General features: G+C 73.3%; 14 protein-coding genes and 1 pseudogene. 7 read left to right on the forward strand and 8 right to left on the reverse strand.

Annotated elements, in window-relative coordinates:
• Positions 1-49: 49 nt before the first annotated feature.
• Positions 50-583 carry a GNAT family N-acetyltransferase gene (locus ACL06G_RS04245; RefSeq protein WP_412786813.1) on the reverse strand — a complete coding sequence of 178 codons (534 nt, stop codon included), beginning with the start codon at positions 581-583 and terminating at the stop codon, positions 50-52.
• Between the two features lie 119 nt (positions 584-702).
• Here ACL06G_RS04245 and ACL06G_RS04250 point away from each other — a divergent pair, with 119 nt between their 5' ends.
• Entirely contained in the window at positions 703-3,264 is a 2,562-nt protein-coding gene (locus tag ACL06G_RS04250; protein ID WP_412786814.1) for a helicase-associated domain-containing protein, read from the forward strand.
• Between the two features lie 6 nt (positions 3,265-3,270).
• Here the strand turns inward: ACL06G_RS04250 and ACL06G_RS04255 are convergent, their stop codons facing one another.
• The gene (locus ACL06G_RS04255) at positions 3,271-3,759 is read right to left on the reverse strand and encodes a nitroreductase family deazaflavin-dependent oxidoreductase (RefSeq protein WP_412786815.1); all 489 of its coding nucleotides are present in this window, start codon (positions 3,757-3,759) and stop codon (positions 3,271-3,273) included.
• A gap of 221 nt (positions 3,760-3,980) precedes the next feature.
• On the opposite strand from ACL06G_RS04255, the gene ACL06G_RS04260 reads away from it, so the two are divergent.
• Positions 3,981-4,436: an ALF repeat-containing protein gene (locus ACL06G_RS04260; protein ID WP_412786816.1), complete on the forward strand. Its 456-nt coding sequence runs from the start codon at positions 3,981-3,983 to the stop codon at positions 4,434-4,436.
• A gap of 362 nt (positions 4,437-4,798) precedes the next feature.
• On the opposite strand, the gene ACL06G_RS04265 is transcribed toward ACL06G_RS04260, so the two are convergent.
• The 4 genes from ACL06G_RS04265 to yczE all read right to left on the reverse strand — a co-directional run bounded on the left by ACL06G_RS04265 (position 4,799) and on the right by yczE (position 8,295).
• Entirely contained in the window at positions 4,799-5,176 is a 378-nt protein-coding gene (locus ACL06G_RS04265) for an RNA polymerase-binding protein RbpA (protein ID WP_412784371.1), read from the reverse strand.
• Positions 5,177-5,437: 261 nt separating this feature from the next.
• Positions 5,438-6,790 (reverse strand): MFS transporter, encoded by a 1,353-nt coding sequence (locus ACL06G_RS04270; RefSeq protein WP_412835433.1) that lies wholly within the window; start codon positions 6,788-6,790, stop codon positions 5,438-5,440.
• A gap of 60 nt (positions 6,791-6,850) precedes the next feature.
• A complete protein-coding gene (locus ACL06G_RS04275) occupies positions 6,851-7,618 on the reverse strand; it encodes a glycerophosphodiester phosphodiesterase family protein (protein ID WP_412784373.1) in 768 nt (255 codons plus the stop codon).
• A complete protein-coding gene (gene yczE, locus ACL06G_RS04280) occupies positions 7,615-8,295 on the reverse strand; it encodes a membrane protein YczE (RefSeq protein ID WP_503167845.1) in 681 nt (226 codons plus the stop codon). Before yczE ends, ACL06G_RS04275 begins: the two co-directional genes overlap by 4 nt.
• 101 nt (positions 8,296-8,396) lie before the next feature.
• On the opposite strand from yczE, the gene yczR reads away from it, so the two are divergent.
• The gene (gene yczR, locus ACL06G_RS04285) at positions 8,397-9,893 is read left to right on the forward strand and encodes a MocR-like transcription factor YczR (protein WP_412784374.1); all 1,497 of its coding nucleotides are present in this window, start codon (positions 8,397-8,399) and stop codon (positions 9,891-9,893) included.
• Here yczR and ACL06G_RS04290 read toward each other — a convergent pair.
• On the reverse strand, positions 9,881-11,434 hold the full coding sequence (locus tag ACL06G_RS04290; protein ID WP_412835434.1) for a hypothetical protein: 1,554 nt from the start codon (positions 11,432-11,434) through the stop codon (positions 9,881-9,883). The two genes, yczR and ACL06G_RS04290, sit on opposite strands and share 13 nt — an antisense overlap.
• Before the next feature lie 55 nt (positions 11,435-11,489).
• Positions 11,490-11,684, reverse strand: coding sequence for a hypothetical protein (locus ACL06G_RS04295; protein WP_412784375.1), 195 nt, complete (start codon positions 11,682-11,684; stop codon positions 11,490-11,492).
• A 78-nt stretch (positions 11,685-11,762) separates the two neighbouring features.
• On the opposite strand from ACL06G_RS04295, the gene ACL06G_RS04300 reads away from it, so the two are divergent.
• From ACL06G_RS04300 to ACL06G_RS04315, 4 genes and pseudogenes are all read left to right on the forward strand, one after another.
• Complete coding sequence (locus ACL06G_RS04300; protein WP_412784376.1) at positions 11,763-12,215, forward strand: HIT family protein; 453 nt, start codon at positions 11,763-11,765, stop codon at positions 12,213-12,215.
• An 83-nt stretch (positions 12,216-12,298) separates the two neighbouring features.
• A pseudogene (locus tag ACL06G_RS04305) lies at positions 12,299-12,925 on the forward strand (phosphoribosyltransferase); the annotation flags it as partial.
• Positions 12,926-13,032: 107 nt separating this feature from the next.
• Positions 13,033-14,748 (forward strand): DNA polymerase/3'-5' exonuclease PolX, encoded by a 1,716-nt coding sequence (gene polX / locus ACL06G_RS04310; protein ID WP_412835435.1) that lies wholly within the window; start codon positions 13,033-13,035, stop codon positions 14,746-14,748.
• Positions 14,749-15,114: 366 nt separating this feature from the next.
• Positions 15,115-16,518, forward strand: coding sequence for an NADP-dependent succinic semialdehyde dehydrogenase (locus tag ACL06G_RS04315; protein WP_412784378.1), 1,404 nt, complete (start codon positions 15,115-15,117; stop codon positions 16,516-16,518).
• Positions 16,519-16,527 lie beyond the last annotated feature (9 nt).

Genomic DNA, 16,527 nt, shown 5'->3' on the forward strand with positions numbered 1-16,527 from the left:
TGTCCGATCATGCCGACCGTACCGCGCCTGCGCCCGGCGCACGGGCGGTTCACCGTGTGCCGGGCCGGGCGTCGCACCTCAGATGGCGGGTGACGCCGCCCTGCTCCTCGGGGATGTCGCGCACGTGCCGGAACCCGAGGCGCTCCAGGAGCGCCAGCGAGGCCGCGTTCTCCGCCGCCACCGTCGCGTGCAGCGCCGGGAGGCCGAGGGCCCCGAACCCGTAGGCCACCAGTTCCCCGGCCAGCTCCGTACCCATGCCGCGGCCCCAGCAGTCGGGGCGGAGGGCGTAGACGATCTCGTGACCGTCGGCCGCGTCCGTCCGCTTGACCTCGGCATGCCCGACGGGACGCCCCCGGTGCCGCACGACCCACACGGCGAACCGGCGGGCCGGGTATACCGCGGAGAAGATCCGCCCGAAGAGTGCGCGGTCGTCCTCCTCGCTCTGCGGCCCGTCGCCCATCCACCGGGAGACACGCGGGTCCTGGAACAGGGCGACGAAGTCCTCCTCGTCGGCCGGTGCGTACGGCTCCAGCAGCAGCCGCTCGGTGCGCAGAGTGGGACACGGGGCCTCGGCGTACGTCATGCGCGGACCGTAGGACGGGGCACGGCGGGTGCGCCACGGGATTCCCCGTCGACCCGCTCGCGCGGGTCCGGCGCACAGCGGAATCCACAGGCGGCGGTCGCGCCGCTAACGTGGGAGGGATGAGCCACGAGCCGCAGTCCGCCGCCCCGGCACCGTCCCGCACCCTCGCCGACGATCTGCGGGGCCGCGACGACGACGCACTGGCCGCCCTGCTGCGCGCCCGCCCCGACCTGCTGTCCCCGGTACCCGGCGACCTCACGCAGCTCGCGACCCGCGCCGGCACCCGGGCCTCCGTGGTGCGGGCCGTGGAACGCCTGGACCGGTTCGCCCTCCAGGTCGCCGAGGCGATCGCCGTGGCACCCGACCCCTGCCCGTACCCCGTACTCCGGGACCTGCTGCTCGGCACCGACCCCGACCCGGCGGCGACAGCCGCCGTCGACGCACGCCTCCCCGGAGCGTTGCGCACCCTGCGGGCCCGCGCCCTGCTGTGGGGCGGCGACGACCGGCTCCGGCTGGTGCGGACGGCGCGCACCGTCCTCGCGCCCGCCCCGCCCGGAGTCCCGCCGACCGGCCTCGGCCCCACCGTGACCGAGGCCACCGCTGGGATGTCCCCGAACCGGCTCCAGGAAATCCTGCGTCACAACGGCCTTCCCGCCACGCACGACCCGGTCAGCGCGCTGGAGGCGCTGACCGGCCTGTTCACCGACCGGGACCGGATGGCGGCGCTCCTCGCGGACGCACTGCCCGCCGAGAGCCGGGAGGTGCTCGACCGCCTGGTCTGGGGCCCGCCGTACGGCACCGTCGACCACCGGGCGCCGTCGCCGCCCCTGGCCCGGCTGCTCGACCACGGTCTGCTGCTGCCGTCCGCGGACCGCGCGGTGGTGCTGCCCCGCGAAGTGGCGCTGCACCTGCGCGGCGGCCGCGCGCACCGCAACCTGGAGCCGGACCCGCCGGAGGTGGCCGCACGCCGCGAACACCCCACCGGAACCGTCGACGCCACCGCGGCCGCCCAGGCCTTCACCGCTCTGACGACGGTCGAGGAACTCTGCGGCGTCTGGGAGGCCGACCCGCCGGGCGTGCTCCGCGCGGGCGGCCTCGGCGTGCGCGACCTCAAGCGCACCGCGGTCGCACTGGACCTCCCGGAGCCGACCGCCGCGTTCTGGATCGAACTCGCCTTCGCCGCCGGGCTGCTGGCCTCCGACGGAGAGGCCGACGAGGTGTACGCCCCCACGCCCGCCTACGACGACTGGCTGCGCGCCGCGCCCCAGCAGCAGTGGAGACGGCTGATCTCCGCCTGGCTGACGCAGACACGGGTGGCGGGCCTGGTCGGCGAGCGCGACGCGAAGGGCCGCGTCATGGCCGCCCTCGGCCCCGGCCTCGACCGGGGACTGGCACCCGACGTACGGCACCGGGTGCTCGTCCTGCTGGCCGAGCTGCCGCCCGGCACCGCACCGGTCGAGGAGTCCGTGCCGGAACGGCTCGCGTGGGAGCGCCCGCTGCGCGGCGCGGGCGTTCCGGCGGCCCCCGGCCGCAACGCCGCCTCGACGCCCGCCGAGGGGACGCCCCTGCGGACGCGGCTGGCGCGCTGGGCGCTCGCGGAAACCGAACTCCTCGGTCTCACGGGGCGCGGCGCCCTCGCATCGTACGCCCGTGCACTGGCGCCCGAGGCCGCCGAAGGCACGGACGCGGACGACCCGGCCTGGGGACGGTCGGTGACCGCCGCACAGGGCGCCACCCAGGCGGACGAGGCGTCCGCCGGCCTCGTCCCGCTGCTGCCGGAACCACTCGACCACGTCCTGCTCCAGGCCGACCTCACCGCCGTCGCACCCGGTCCGCTGACCCGCGAACTCACAGCGGCCCTGGGAGTGCTGGCCGACGTGGAGTCCAAGGGCGGCGCCACGGTGTACCGCTTCACCCCCGCCTCGGTGCGCCGCGGCCTGGACGCCGGACGCAGCGCCTCGGAGATCCACGCCTTCCTCGCCACACACTCCCGCACACCGGTGCCGCAGCCGCTGTCGTACCTGGTCGACGACGTGGCCCGCCGCCACGGGCACCTGCGGGTCGGTGCCGCCGGCTCGTACCTACGCTGCGACGACGACGCGCTGCTCACCGAAATCCTCGCCGAGAAGCGCGCGGCACCGATGCGGCTGCGGCTGCTCGCCCCCACCGTGGCCGCCTCCGAGCTGCCCCCGGACCAGCTGCTCGCCCGGTTGCGGGAGCTGGGATACGCCCCGGCCGCAGAATCGGCCGAGGGCGACGTACTCGTGGCTCGCCCCGACGCCCGCCGCACACCACCGCGCAGCGCGCCGGCCCCGGTGCCGGACGGGCCTCCGGTGCCGGACGCCGCGCTGCTGTCCGCCGCCGTGCGGGCCGTCCGCGCCGGGGACCACGCGGCGACCGCCGCGCACAAGCCCCGGATCCCCGCCGCCTCGCGGGAACGCGACGGCGAACCGCCGCGCACCACGTCCGCCGACACCATCGCCACGATGCAGTCGGCGGTGCTGACGGGCACCGCGCTGTGGATCGGCTACGTCAACGCCGACGGGGCCGCCTCGCAGCGGGTGATCGCGCCGGTGCGGGTGGAAGGCGGATTCGTCACCGCCTACGACCACACCGCGGACGAGGTCCGCACCTACCCCCTGCACCGCATCACGGGCGTTGCCGAACTGGCCGAGGACTGAAGCCGGTCAGGCCCGCGGGCTCAGCAGGACCAGTGGCACACCGCCGCGCCGGTCGGCGCCGAGGGCGCGGTAGTCGGCGGCCGATGCCGGGGTGTGGCCCAGCGACGCCATCAGCTTCGCAGCGGTCCGCGGGTGCCGGGCCGCGTAGTCGGCGAGTCGGCGCCCGGACTCCTCGGGCGGCAGCGGTACGGCCGTGCCCTCGTAGGTCCGGGTACCGACCTGGTAGCGGACGGCGGGCGTGGCCGTGACGTTGCGGAACCACTGGGAGCGCTCGCCGTAGCCGGAGGCGATGACGTAGCTGCCCGGTCCGTCCCCGCGCGCCACCACTTCCAGGACGACCTGACGGGGCAGTCCGGACTTCCGCCCGGTGTGGGTGAGCAGGACCATGCGGGAACCCAGCAGACCGCCCAGCCCCATGCGGTACAGCCCGATGGGCGCGCGGAGCACCCGGCGTCGCCAGCCGCCGCGCGGCGGCCCGCCCCTGAGCGGATTCATCGGCCCACGTCCCTCTCCTCCGTCACGCTTCGCCCTTCACGTGCGTCTCAGTTCGTCCACCAGGACATGGATGTCAGCGTAACGGTGGTGGTGGGCGGTCGTTCCTTCAGGAACGTGGCAGCGTCGAGGTGGGAAACCTGCCCGGAAATGCAGAGGAAAACGAACCTGACGAGTGGTTACCGTCGAACAACTCGCATTTCCGACAGGAAGTTGGTTCGTGCATGAGAGCATCCAGAGCTTCGATCGTGATCATGGCAACGGTTCTCGCCCCGACTCTTCTCTTCTCCGCACCGGCCGTCGCGGCCGAACGGAGCCCCGACGCCACCGGCCAGGCGGCGTCCACGCTCGCGGACGAAGAGCCCTCCGCGGAGGAGGACCGGATCGCGATCCTGCGCATCCTCGCCGACGAGGACACCGGCAGGGCCGTACGGGAGGCCGCGCAGGCCGCCCTGGACGGAACCCCCGAGGACATGCGCCACTTCCTCGAGGTCGGCTTCTACGAGGCCCGCGCGGAGGACGACCGGGTGGCGGTGATGAGGATCATCGCCGAGGCGGAACCGGGCAGTGCACTGTACGAAGCGGCGCAGGAGGCGATGGACGGGACCGATGAGGATCGGCGGTACTTCCTCGAGGTCGGCCAGTACGAGGTCGGTACGGGGGATGCCGCAACGGCATAGGCGGCGTACCGGTTGCCGCACCCCGGCGTGCACAGCGCCGCGCTGATCCTCGGGTTCCAGGGGTCGTCGCAGGACCGTGTTGCACCTGGTGGGCTGATCATCCGGAGGCGGGGGGGGGGGGGCCCCCGCCCCGCCCCCCCCGGGGGGGGGCCCGCGGGGGGGGCGGCCCACCCCCCCCGCCCTCCCGACCCACCCCCCAAGCGGGGGCCAGGGGGGGGGGCCCCCCGGGCGGGGGGGGGGGGGGGGGCGGCGGGGGGGGGGGCGGCCCCCCCCCCCCCCCCCCCCCCCCCCCCCGCCGGGGGGGGGGGGGGCCCCCCCCCCGGGGGGCGCCCCCCCCCCCCCCCCGCTCGTGACCGTGTGCGTCAGGCCGACTTGCGCTTGGTGTCGCGCGGGTGCACGGCAATGTTCATGGTGCCGGAACGCAGAACCGCCAGCCGCTCGGCCAGCACTTCCTCGAGTTCCTCGCGCGTGCGGCGCTCCATGAGCATGTCCCAGTGCGTACGCGCCGGCTTGCCCTTCTTCTCCTCGGGGCCGGAGCCGTCCACGAGGAGTGCCTGTGCCCCGCACACCTTGCACTCCCACTCCGGCGGGACTTCGGCCTCAACCGAGAACGGCATCTCGAACTGATGACCGTTCTGGCATGCGTACTCCACGGCCTGGCGCGGAGCCAGGTCGATGCCGCGGTCCGTCTCGTAGCTGGTCACCACGAGCCGCGTGCCGCGAAGAGCTCGCTCACTCATGAATCGTGCCTCCCGGGCTGGTCGCCCACAGGACAGGTGTCGCTGTCGTCGTCTTCGAAGTCAACGTCCGGTCGGCGGTGAAGATTCCCGCGAAGGAACATGCGTCGCCCGTCGTGCCGCGTCGAAATACTCGATACCCGCCGACGCCCGGTTTGTCACCTGCGACAGGAGATGTCACCCGGCGTTCTTCGCCGTGCAGCGTGCAGTGTCGGTTCATGCAGCGGGCCGAAGGCGTATACTACCGCCCCCTCGTCCCATCCGTTAAATCCGCTCCGGGGCCGGGTTCCCCACGGCAGCCGCAGCCCGCGCCAGCGGCACGCGGGCCAGCAGTACGAAGCCCAGGACGAAGAACAGCACCAACGAGAAGATCGCGTCGCGGTAGCTGCCGGTCAGCTGGTACGTCAGCCCGAACAGCAGCGGCCCCAGCCAACTCGTCCCGCGGTCGCTGATCTCGTAGAGCGCGAAGTACTCCGCCTCCTTGCCTCCCGGGATCAGCTGCGCGAACAGCGACCGCGACAGGGCCTGGCTGCCTCCCAGGACCAGGCCGATACCGGCGGCGAGCACGAAGAACCACATCGGTGCGCCGGCCGGAAGGAAGTACCCCGCACTCACCGTGGCCGTCCAGGCGACCAGCGAACCCAGCACCGTGCGCTTCGCGCCGAACCGGCCGGCGAGCCACCCCATCAGCAGCGCGCCCGCAACCGCCAGCACCTGCACCAGCAGCACCGCCGTGATCAGGGTGGTCTGCGACATCCCCAATTCCTCCGCGCCGTACACCGAAGCCTGCGTGATGACCGTCTGCACGCCGTCGTTGTACAGCAGGTACGCGGCCAGGAACATGAGCGTCAACGGGTAGCGCCGCAGGTCCCGCAGAGTGCGGAGCAGCTGCCCGGCCCCTCCGCCCGGCGAGAGCGCCTTCCCGCCGGCCGCCGGGACAGGACGCTCCCGCAGTCGCCGGAGCGGCACCAGCGTGAACAGCCCCCACCACAGTCCCGCCGAGGCCAGGCAGATCCGCACCGCGGTGCCCTCGCCGATGCCCAGCGCCTCGTGCTGCAGGAACACGGCCAGGTTCGCCACCAGTACCAGAGCGCCCGCGGCGTAGCCGAACGCCCAGCCGCGGGAGGACACCGCGTCCCGCTCCTCGGGCCGGGCGATCTGCGGGAGGAACGCGTGGTAGATCACCACGGCCGCGCCGAACGCCACGTTCGCCACGATCAGCAGCGCCCCGCCCAGCAGGTAGCGGTCACCGGACAGGAAGAACATCCCGGTGGTCGCGCCCGCCCCCAGATAGGCGAAGAACCCCAGCAGCGGCTTCTTCCGCCCCGTGCGGTCCGCCACCGCCGCGGCCATCGGCATCACCAGCACCGCGAGCAGCACCGACGCGGAGACGGCATAGGCGAAGAACGAGCCCGCCCGCACCGGGATGCCCAGCGGGTGGACGTACCCCTGCGCGTCGGCCGCCGCCTGGGCCACGCCCGTCAGGTACGGGCCGAGGAAGACCGTCAGCACGCTGGTGGAGAACACCGAGTTCGCCCAGTCGTAGAAGTACCAGCCCCGCTGCTCCCGGCGACGCTCCGCGTCGCTCGCCGCCGCCTGCGCCTCGACCGTCTCCACCGACCGCCCCCTCGTACCGCCCTGCCGCGTCGGCCGGGTCCGCCCGGCGCGAGACCGCTGTCAGGCCGGCCAGCTTCCCCGGTCGACGAGTACCTCGCGCAGGAGTTCTATGTGGTCGGTCATGATGCCATCGACTCCCAGGTCCAGGAGTGCCCGCATCGAGTCCTCGTCGTTCACGGTCCACACGTGCACCTGCAGGCCCCGCCGATGCGCCGCCCGCACGAACGCCGCGTCGACGATCCGCAGCCGCCCGTGGTGCACGGGTACCTGCACGCACACCGCGCTGCGGCGCACCGCGTACGGCACTCCGTAGGCCCGCAGCCGCAGCCCCAGGACGCCGTGCGAGCCCAGCGACGTGGCCAGGCGCGGCCCCGCCCGCTCCTGCGCGCGGGCCACGCGCCGCTCGTCGAAGGAGCCCACGCACACCCTGTCCCAGGCGTCCGCGTGCTGCAGCTCGGCCAGCAGTGGGTCGAGCGCGGCCTCCGCCTTCACATCGATGTTCCAGTACGCCTGCGGGAAGGCGGCCAGGAGGTCCGTGAAGAGCGGTACCGGTTCCGAGCCGCCCACCCGCGCCCTTCGCACCCGGTCCCATGTCAGCTCGGCGATGCGCCCGCGCCCGTCGGTGACCCTGTCCAGGGTGTCGTCGTGGAACGCGACGAGACGGCCGTCCGCCGTGGCGTGCACGTCGGTCTCCAGATAGCGGTAGCCGAGGTCCGTCGCCCGCCGGAAGGCGGCAACGGTGTTCTCCAGCCCCTCCGCGGTGCCGCCCCGGTGGGCGAACGCCAGTGGGGCCGGACGGTCGAGGAAGGAGTGTCGTACGCCGGTCACCCCCGCAGTATCGCGCGCCCGTCCTCGCCCGTGTTCCCCGCCGCTCTCCGGGATTCCGCCGCCGGTGCCCCGGGGACCTCGAAGATCCGCAGGAAGACCTGCGAGAGCGGCCCGATCGCCAGGGCATAGACCACCGTGCCCACCCCCACGGACCCGCCCAGCAGGTAGCCGGTGGCGAGCACCGCCAGTTCCACCGCCGTGCGCACCAGGCGTACGGAGCGTCCGGTCCGCGCGTGCAGACCCGTCATGAGCCCGTCCCGCGGGCCCGGGCCGAACCGTGCCGAGATGTACAGGCCGGTGGCGACACCGTTGAGCACGACCGCCCCCACCATGAGCGGGACACGGGCCCCGAGCGGCCCGGGGGCGGGCACCAGCCACAGTGTCGCGTCCATCGACAGTCCCACCAGGAACACGTTGGAGACGGTGCCCAGGCCCGGCCGCTGCCGCAGCGGAACCCACAGCAGCAGCACCACGGCCCCTGTCACCACCGAAACCGTGCCGATGGACAGCCCCGAACGATGGGACACGCCCTGGTGCAGCACGTCCCACGGCCCCAGGCCCAGGTCGGCGCGGACCATCAGTGCGGCACTCGCGCCGTACAGCGCCAGGCCGGTGTAGAGCTGGGCGAGCCGCCGACCCGGGCGGAACGCACGACCGGAAGCACGAGGGAACGACACCACAGGACCTCATTTCTGGCATCGGTGGCCGGACCGTGGCAGTCTGTGGCCTGTAGAATCCCCAAGTGCAGGGCCAATGCGAAGAAGGTGGACTGGTTTCCGTGGCGCCATGGACATCGACTGTCGGCGCGGCCCAACTGGCCCGCCTGCTCGCGCCCGCACCCGCCGCCGGCACCGGCGCGGAGTCCGTGCACGGTCCCGCCTACCGCAGGCTCTCCGACAGCATCCGGCTCCTGGTCCTCGAAGGGCGCGTCCCCGTGGGCGCCCGCCTGCCGGCCGAGCGCGAACTCGCGGCCGCGCTCCAGGTCTCCCGCACCACCGTCGCCACCGCCTACGAGACGCTCCGCACCGACGGCTATCTGGCATCCCGCCGCGGCGCCGGCAGTTGGACGGCGCTGCCCGACGGCAGCCCGCTGCCCACCGGCGGCCTGGAGCCACTGCCGCCCGAAGCCGCCGACACGATGATCGACCTGGGATGCGCCGCACTGCCCGCACCCGAGCCCCACCTGACCCGCGCCTTCCAACACGCCCTCGGCGACCTGCCGCCCTACACCCACACCCACGGCGACTACCCCGCCGGTCTCCCCGTCCTCCGGGAAGCGGTGGCACGCCACTACACCGCGCGCGGCATCCCCACCATGCCCGAACAGATCATGATCGCGACGGGCGCCATGGGAGCGGTTTCCGCGCTGTCGCGACTATTCCTCCCGCGAGGCGAACGCGTCGCCGTCGAACACCCCTCCTACGCCAACATCCTCCAGCTGCTCCGCGAGTCCGGTGCCCGCCTGATGCCCGTGGCCATGGACGACGACGCGGGCGGCTGGGACCTGGCCGCCTGGCGGCAGCTGCTGCGCGACTCGGCACCCCGCATGGCGTACGTCATCCCCGACTTCCACAACCCCACCGGTGTCCTCGCCGGCGAGGACGAGCGGCGGCAGCTTGTCGCCGCAGCCCGTGCCGCCGGCACGGTCCTCGTCGCGGACGAGACCATGACCGGACTCGTCCTCGACGAGGACACCGAGGTCCCGCGTCCGATGGCGGCCTTCGATCCCGGAGGCTCCACCGTCGTCACCGTCGGCTCCGTCAGCAAGACCGTCTGGGCCGGGCTGCGCATCGGGTGGGTCCGCGCCGCTCCGGAGGTGGTCCGCCGGCTGACCGCAGCCCGCGCCTACGCCGATCTCGGCAGTCCCGTCCTCGAACAGCTCGCCGTGGCGCACCTCCTCGACACGGACTGGCACCGGGCTCTCGACCTGCACCGGACCCGCGCCCGTGAGAACCGCGACGCCGTCGTGGAAGCCCTGCGCCACCGGCTGCCCGATTGGGAGTTCCGGGTTCCCCGCGGCGGCCTGACGCTGTGGGCGCGCACCGGTGGCCTGTCGGGATCCCGCATCGCCGAGGCCGGCGAGCGGCTCGGCGTGCGCGTGCCCGCCGGCACCCGGTTCGGGGTCGACGGGGCGTTCGAAGCCTATGTGCGCGTCCCCTTCACCCTCGCCGACCCCCTCGCCTCGGAAGCCGTCGCCCGCCTCGCCGCGGCAGCGGAACAGGTGCGCTCCGGAGCCGCGTCCGGCAGCCCCACCCCGCGCAGCTACGTCGCCTGAGCGACCTCGCCGTTCGTCCGGCGCAGCGGCAGGAGCCCCAGTACGGCCTGACGGTGCGCCTCGCTCGTCGACTCGTCGTACGGGTCGGGCGTTGCGGGCACCTGCAGCCGCAGTACCGGTCCGCCGCCGAGACGGGCGTACCCCCGGCCCGGCGGAGGCTGCGGTGCGGGGGCCGACCGCGGTGATTCACCGAGCACCGCCCGTACCTGTTCGGCCGACCCGGCCCCGAGCACCACCCGCGCACGCGTGCAGGCCCGCACCGACTGCGCCAGCTCCTGTGCCCCCTCGAACTGCTCGCCCACCGCCACCGTCACGTGCGCGGCCCGGCCGTGCCGCAGCGGCACCTCCAGCAACTCCTGAGGGTCGCGGCGGCCTTCGGCACGGGCCAGATGCCCGAGCAGCGCGGGGCGGTCCACGACGACCCACAGCGGCCGCCGTACATCGGAAGGAGCCGGTACGCCCTCCTGGCGTGCCCGGTGCACGGCCAGCAGCCGGCGTTCCGTCTCGTGCACGGCCCACTCCAGCGCGGCCGGCGCCCCCGCGGCGCCCGACTCCACGGCCAGGACACCCGGACGCCCCGAGAGGAAGGTGAACTCGTCCCCGCCGCCGCCGTCCACCACCAGCACGTCACCGTGGCGCAGGGCCTGCACGGCCAGGGACCGCAGCAGCGTCGTCACCCCGGACCCAGGGTTGCCCAGTGCCAGCAGGTGCGGCTCGGTCGAGCGTGTGCCGGTGCGCCACAGCACGGGCGGGACATCGCGGGACGCCCACCCCTCCGAGACCGGCATGGTCCGGTCCACCGCCCCGGGGTCGGTGAACCCCAGGACGGTCTCGCCCGGCGCGGTGACGAACGGCTGCGCGACGATGTCCAGCGACAGATGCGGCAGCACCGACACCTCGAGCATGTTGCGTTCCTCGTCCCACTCGAACCGGTACTCGCGTCCCCTGCCCGCCTTGACTGCCAGCAGCCGCTCCACCCGCACCCGCTGCTCGTCCTCGCCGTCGGGGAACCAGGCCGGGTAGCGGAGCAGCAGACGTGCGATCCGGCCCTCGGCCGAGAAGGCGTACTCCTCGAAACAGCGCTCCCACTCTCCGTCATGGGTGTACAGCGCCGAGGCAGCCGCGGCCTCGGGCGGCGCGAAGTACGGCACCAGCGCCTCGTACAGGGCCTGCAGCCGCGCGAGTTCCTCCGGCCCCGGGCCGATCTCCGTCTCTTCCGGCACCCGGTCCTCGCCGCGTCCGCGCCAGGCCGCCGCGGCCAGCAGGGCGACGAGGGCCGCGCCCGGACCGTAGGGCGTCAGCGGCAGACACGCGGCCCCCAGCACCAGCAGGCCGGCGACGGGGCCCCGCTGCTCCTGCGGTGCCGACCTCCACCAGTCGCGTGCGGAGACCGCCAGGCGGCGCAGGCCCCGTACGACCACGGTCAGTGGATGCAGGACGTCCGCCGCCGTGTCCGCGCCCGCGCTCACGGCCGCACGGCTGCGCCGCACCGCCTCCCTCGTGCCTCCACCGAGGCCGGACAGTCCCGCGAAGGGTGGCATGGACCGCAGACTCACACCGTGCTCCTCTCCGGACCGTGCTCCGTCGTCGGCGTCGTCAGAGCTGGATGCCTCCGATCAGACTCGCGAGGCTGGCCCCGCCCGCCTTGATGCCCGGCGCGATCGCCGTGCCCGCCAGGTAGAAGCCGAACAGGGCGCACACCGCGAAATGGGAGAGCTTCATGCCGTCCTTCTTGAACAGCAGGAAGACGATGACTCCCAGCAGCACCACGCCGGAGATGGACAGGATCATGGACACTCCTGATGTAGGGGACGTTCACCATGAGCTGTTCCACAATCACAGAAAGTATTATAAGGAGGAAAGCCGCGAATGGGTGATTCACGGTCCTACGAGCCGGTCACCGGCCGCTCCGACTGCGCCTTCTGCCGCGTGGTGAGCGGCGCCGCACCCGCACACCGCGTCTTCGAGGACGGGACGGCCGTCGCGTTCCTGGACACCCGGCCCCTCTTCCACGGCCACGTCCTCGTGGTGCCCGTCCGGCACGCCGAGACCCTCACCGACCTCACCGAGGACGAGGTCGGCCCCCTGTTCGCCCGGGTCCGGCGGACCGTCGGCGCCGTCGAACGGGCCATGGGCGCGGCAGGCACCTTCGTCGGGGCCAACAACCGCGTCAGCCAGTCCGTGCCCCACTTCCACGTCCATGTCGTGCCGCGGAACCGGAAGGACGGTCTGCGGGGTTTCTTCTGGCCCCGTACCCGGTACGCGGACCAGGCGGAGGCCGACGACGTGGCCTCCCGGATACGGGCAGCTCTCCCGGACTGACAGCGGCATCGGGCCGACCCGACACGGCATGCCCGTGCCGCCCGCACGATCACGTCGAGCGGCGGGCAGGAAGGCGGCGCACCATGCTCTTCACCGACCGTGCCGAGGCCGGCCGGCTCCTCGCCGAACGCCTGCACCATCTCCGCCACGCACGGCCCGTGGTGCTGGCCCTCCCGCGCGGCGGGGTGCCGGTCGCCCACCCGGTCGCCCGTGCGCTGGACTGCCCGCTCGATGTCGTCCTCGTCCGCAAGCTCGGCGTCCCGTCCCACCCCGAAGTGGCCTACGGCGCCGTCGGCGAGGACGGGGTGCGGGTCGTCAACGAGGACGTGCTGGCCGCCTCCCACGCCTCCCCCGCAGACCTGGAGGAGACCGAGCGGGCAGCCCGCGCCGAACTCACCCGCCAGGCGGAGCGCTTCCGCGGCGACAGGCCCCCCGCGCCCCTCGCCGGGCGCACCGCCGTCGTCGTCGACGACGGTATCGCCACCGGAGCCACCGCCACCGCCGCCTGCCGCGTCGTCGCGGCTCACGGCGCCGCACGGGTCGTGCTCGCCGTCCCCGTGGCACCCGCCGACGCCGTCGCCCACCTGGAACGCGTCGTCGACGAGGTCGTCTGCCTCTCCGTGCCCGACACGTTCTTCGCCGTGGGGGAGTGGTACCGCGATTTCTCCCAGACGTCCGACGACACCGTCGTCGAGCTCATCGCACGCTCCCGCCACCCCTGAGCCCCGCGGGCAGTCCGTCACCGCACCGCCGCGCCCCGCCGTGTCCGGGGCCCGGACGACCCGCGGGAGGCAGCCCGCGCTCCTAGACTGGCCGTGTGGCCCGACCGAACAAGGACGTCGCGGCACTGCTCCAGGAATACGCCGAGCTCGTCCGGATCACCGGCGGAGACGCGTTCAAGGCACGCGCCTACGAGAAGGCCGCACGCTCCGTCTCGGGCCACCCCGCCGATCTCTCCACCCTCGACGCCACTGCCCTCCGCGAGATCCCGAACGTCGGCCGCTCCATCGCCGACAAGATCGAGACGTGTCTGGCGACCGGCACCATGCCCGAACTCGAGAAGGCCCGCGGACAGATCCCCGACGGCGTGCGCCGCCTCATGTCCGTACCGGCCCTCGGCCCGAAGAAGGCCCTCACGCTCTACGAAACGCTCGGCGTCTCCTCCGTACCGGAACTGAGAGAGGCGATCGAAGCCGGGCGGCTGCGCGACCTCAAGGGGTTCGGCGTCAGGACGGAGCAGAACATCCTCCACGGCATCGACATCCTCCAGGCGGCCACGGGCCGTATCGGCCTGGGAGAGGCCACCGACACCGCCGAAGCCGTCGTCGAGGAGCTCAGCGCCCTCCCCGGGTGCGCCCGCTGCACCTGGGCGGGCTCCCTGCGCCGCATGCGCGAGTCCGTCGGCGACATCGACGTCCTCGTCGCCTCACGACGCTCCGCGCCCTTCATGGACGCGCTCACCGGTCTGCCCTACGTCGCAGACGTCATCGCCCACGGCACCACGAAGACCTCCGTCCGGACCGTCGACGGCGTACAGATCGACCTGCGCGTCGTCCCTCCCGGATCCTGGGGCGCCGCACTGATCTACTTCACCGGTTCCCGGGCCCACAACATCCGCATCCGGGACCGCGCACACCGCCGTGGCCTGAAGCTCTCCGAGTACGGACTGTTCCGCACCGGGAGCGGCCGCAGAACCGCCGCGCGCACCGAGGAGGAGGTCTACGCACGGCTCGACCTTCCGTGGATACCGCCGCCACTGCGCGAGGACCGCGGCGAGATCGAGGCGGCACTGGCCGGAGAGCTCCCCGCGCTCGTCACCTCCGCGGACCTTCGGGGAGACCTCCACACCCACACCGACCTCACCGACGGGCTCGCTCCACTGGAGGACATGGTGGACGCCGCCGCCCGAGTCGGCCTCGAGTACTACGCCGTCACCGACCACGCGCCCGACCTCGTCATGCAGGGCATGACGGACGAGAAGGCGCTCGCCCAGCGCGACCGGCTCCGGGAACTGGACGGGCACCGAGGCATGCGCCTCCTTCACGGCACCGAACTCAACATCGGCCCCGACGGCGGTGTCGACTGGCCCCCGGACTTCCTCCGAGGATTCGACGTCTGCGTCGCCTCCGTCCACTCCCATTTCCAGCAGGGCCCCGAAGCCGCCACCCGGCGCCTCGTCACCGCCTGCGAGAACCCCCACATCCATATCCTCGGCCACCCCACGACCCGCATTCTCGGCAAACGCGGCCCCCTCGACGCCGACCTGGACGCCGTCTTCGCCGCCTGCGCGCGCACCGGGACCATCCTCGAGATCAACGCCCACCCCCACCGCCTGGACCTCGGGGACGAGAACATCCTCCGGGCGAGGCGCCACGGCGTGAAGTTCGCCGTCGACACCGACGCCCACTCCGTGCCCGACCTCGACAACAGGCGTTTCGGCGTGGGCACAGCCCAGCGGGGATGGCTCACCGCCGACGACATCGTCAACACCTGGCCCCTGGCGAGGCTCCTGCGTCACCTGCACAGCAGGTGACGCGGTGCAGGCCCCACCCTCGTCGCACCGCGGGAGACACACCATGGAAACCCGCTTCCTCGCGCCCCTGCTGCACCGCCCCGATCCCCTGGGCCTCCGTCCTCCTGGACACCTCGCGCACCACCCGTGAAGCCGCCGAACAGCACCGCCTCGCCGAGGCGCCGGATCTGTTCCGCGCGGAGCGCGGCAGCCCCGGCGCACACGGCTCACCAGGGCCGGAGACCCTGCTCCGGGCCTGCGGCCGAAGGCATCCCCGCCGTGGTCGAGGCCGCCTGCGGCCACCGGCTCGCCACTGCGGTTGACGCGCGGGCCGCGGGGAACCCGGGCGCCGGCCCGCACCCGCACGGCACCGAGGAGGAACCGGCCGTGCCACCCATCGCCACCGTCGACCCGACCACGGGACAGACCCTCAAAACCTTCGACCCGCTGGGGCAGGACGAGACCGATCGGCGTCTCGCGGCCGCGCACGACGCCTTCCGGCACTACCGCACCCTGCCCGCCGCGCGGCGCCAGGAACTGCTGCGTGCCGCGGCCGAACTGCTGGAGCTGGAGGCCGACGCCGCCGCCCGCACCATGACCCGCGAAATGGGCAAACCGCTCACCGCCGCACGTGCCGAGACAGCCAAATGCGTCAAGGCCCTGCGGTGGTACGCCGACCACGCCCCACGGCTGCTCGCAGACGAACACCCGGCCCCTGACGACGTCGCCGACTCCGGGGCCGTCCGCGTCGCCGTCCGCTGCCGACCGCTGGGACCTGTGCTCGCCGTCATGCCCTGGAACTTCCCCCTGTGGCAGGTCGTCCGCTTCGCCGCCCCCGCGCTGACCGCAGGCAACGTCTGCCTGCTCAAGCACGCGTCCAACGTGCCGCAGACGGCCCTGTACCTGGAGGATCTCTTCCACCGCGCCGGCTTTCCCACGGGCTGCTTCCAGACCCTCCTCGTCAGGTCCGGGGACGTCGCCGCCCTGCTGCGCGACCCCCGCGTGGCTGCCGCCACCCTCACCGGAAGCGAGCCGGCAGGCCGCTCCGTCGCCTCCATCGCCGGCGATGTGATCAAGAAGACCGTTCTCGAGCTCGGCGGAAGCGACCCGTATCTGGTCATGCCCTCCGCCGACCTGGGCAGGGCCGCCCGCACCGCGGTCACGGCACGCACGCAGAACAACGGCCAGTCCTGCATAGCCGCCAAGCGCTTCATCGTCCACGAGGACGTCTACGACGACTTCGTCCACCGCTTCCTGCGCGGCATGGCAGCACTCACGGTGGGTGACCCGATGGACGAGAACACCGACATCGGCCCGCTCGCCACCGAACAGGTCAGGAACGACCTGGAGGAGCTCGTCGAGGACGCCCGGCAGCAGGGCGCCGCGGTACTGCTCGGCGGGGCACGCCCCGAGGGACGCCGCGACGGCTGGTTCTTCCAGCCCACCGTCCTCGCAGACATCACGCCCCGGATGCGGCTGCACCGTGAAGAGGCCTTCGGCCCCGTCGCGGCCCTCTACCGGGTGGCGGACCTGGAAGAGGCCGTCGCCCTCGCCAACGACACGCCGTTCGGTCTCGGCGCCGACGTCTGGACCCGCGACCCCGTGGAACAGGAACACTGTGTACGCGACCTCGAGGCCGGCGGGGTGTTCCTCAACGGCATGACCGCGTCCCACCCGGCACTGCCGTTCGGCGGCGTGAAGCACTCCGGATACGGCAGGGAGCTGGGCGGGTACGGCCTGCGCGAGTTCTGCAACATCACCACCGTCTGGTACGGACCGCAGGAGGAATGAGCGCGCGCG

The sequence above is a fragment of the Streptomyces callyspongiae genome, assembly GCF_047200695.1.
Taxonomy (GTDB): Bacteria; Actinomycetota; Actinomycetes; order Streptomycetales; family Streptomycetaceae; genus Streptomyces.

What these genes read in the sequence shown, in the direction of transcription:
- ACL06G_RS04295 (WP_412784375.1), bottom strand. Translation starts at nt 11,684, where the DNA reads ATGATCCTGTCCATCTCCGGCGTGGTGCTGCTGGGAGTCATCGTCTTC.
- ACL06G_RS04300 (WP_412784376.1), top strand. Translation starts at nt 11,763, where the DNA reads ATGGGTGATTCACGGTCCTACGAGCCGGTCACCGGCCGCTCCGACTGC.
- ACL06G_RS04245 (WP_412786813.1), bottom strand. Translation starts at nt 583, where the DNA reads ATGACGTACGCCGAGGCCCCGTGTCCCACTCTGCGCACCGAGCGGCTG.
- ACL06G_RS04260 (WP_412786816.1), top strand. Translation starts at nt 3,981, where the DNA reads ATGAGAGCATCCAGAGCTTCGATCGTGATCATGGCAACGGTTCTCGCC.
- ACL06G_RS04265 (WP_412784371.1), bottom strand. Translation starts at nt 5,176, where the DNA reads ATGAGTGAGCGAGCTCTTCGCGGCACGCGGCTCGTGGTGACCAGCTAC.
- ACL06G_RS04250 (WP_412786814.1), top strand. Translation starts at nt 703, where the DNA reads ATGAGCCACGAGCCGCAGTCCGCCGCCCCGGCACCGTCCCGCACCCTC.
- ACL06G_RS04290 (WP_412835434.1), bottom strand. Translation starts at nt 11,434, where the DNA reads ATGCCACCCTTCGCGGGACTGTCCGGCCTCGGTGGAGGCACGAGGGAG.
- ACL06G_RS04255 (WP_412786815.1), bottom strand. Translation starts at nt 3,759, where the DNA reads ATGAATCCGCTCAGGGGCGGGCCGCCGCGCGGCGGCTGGCGACGCCGG.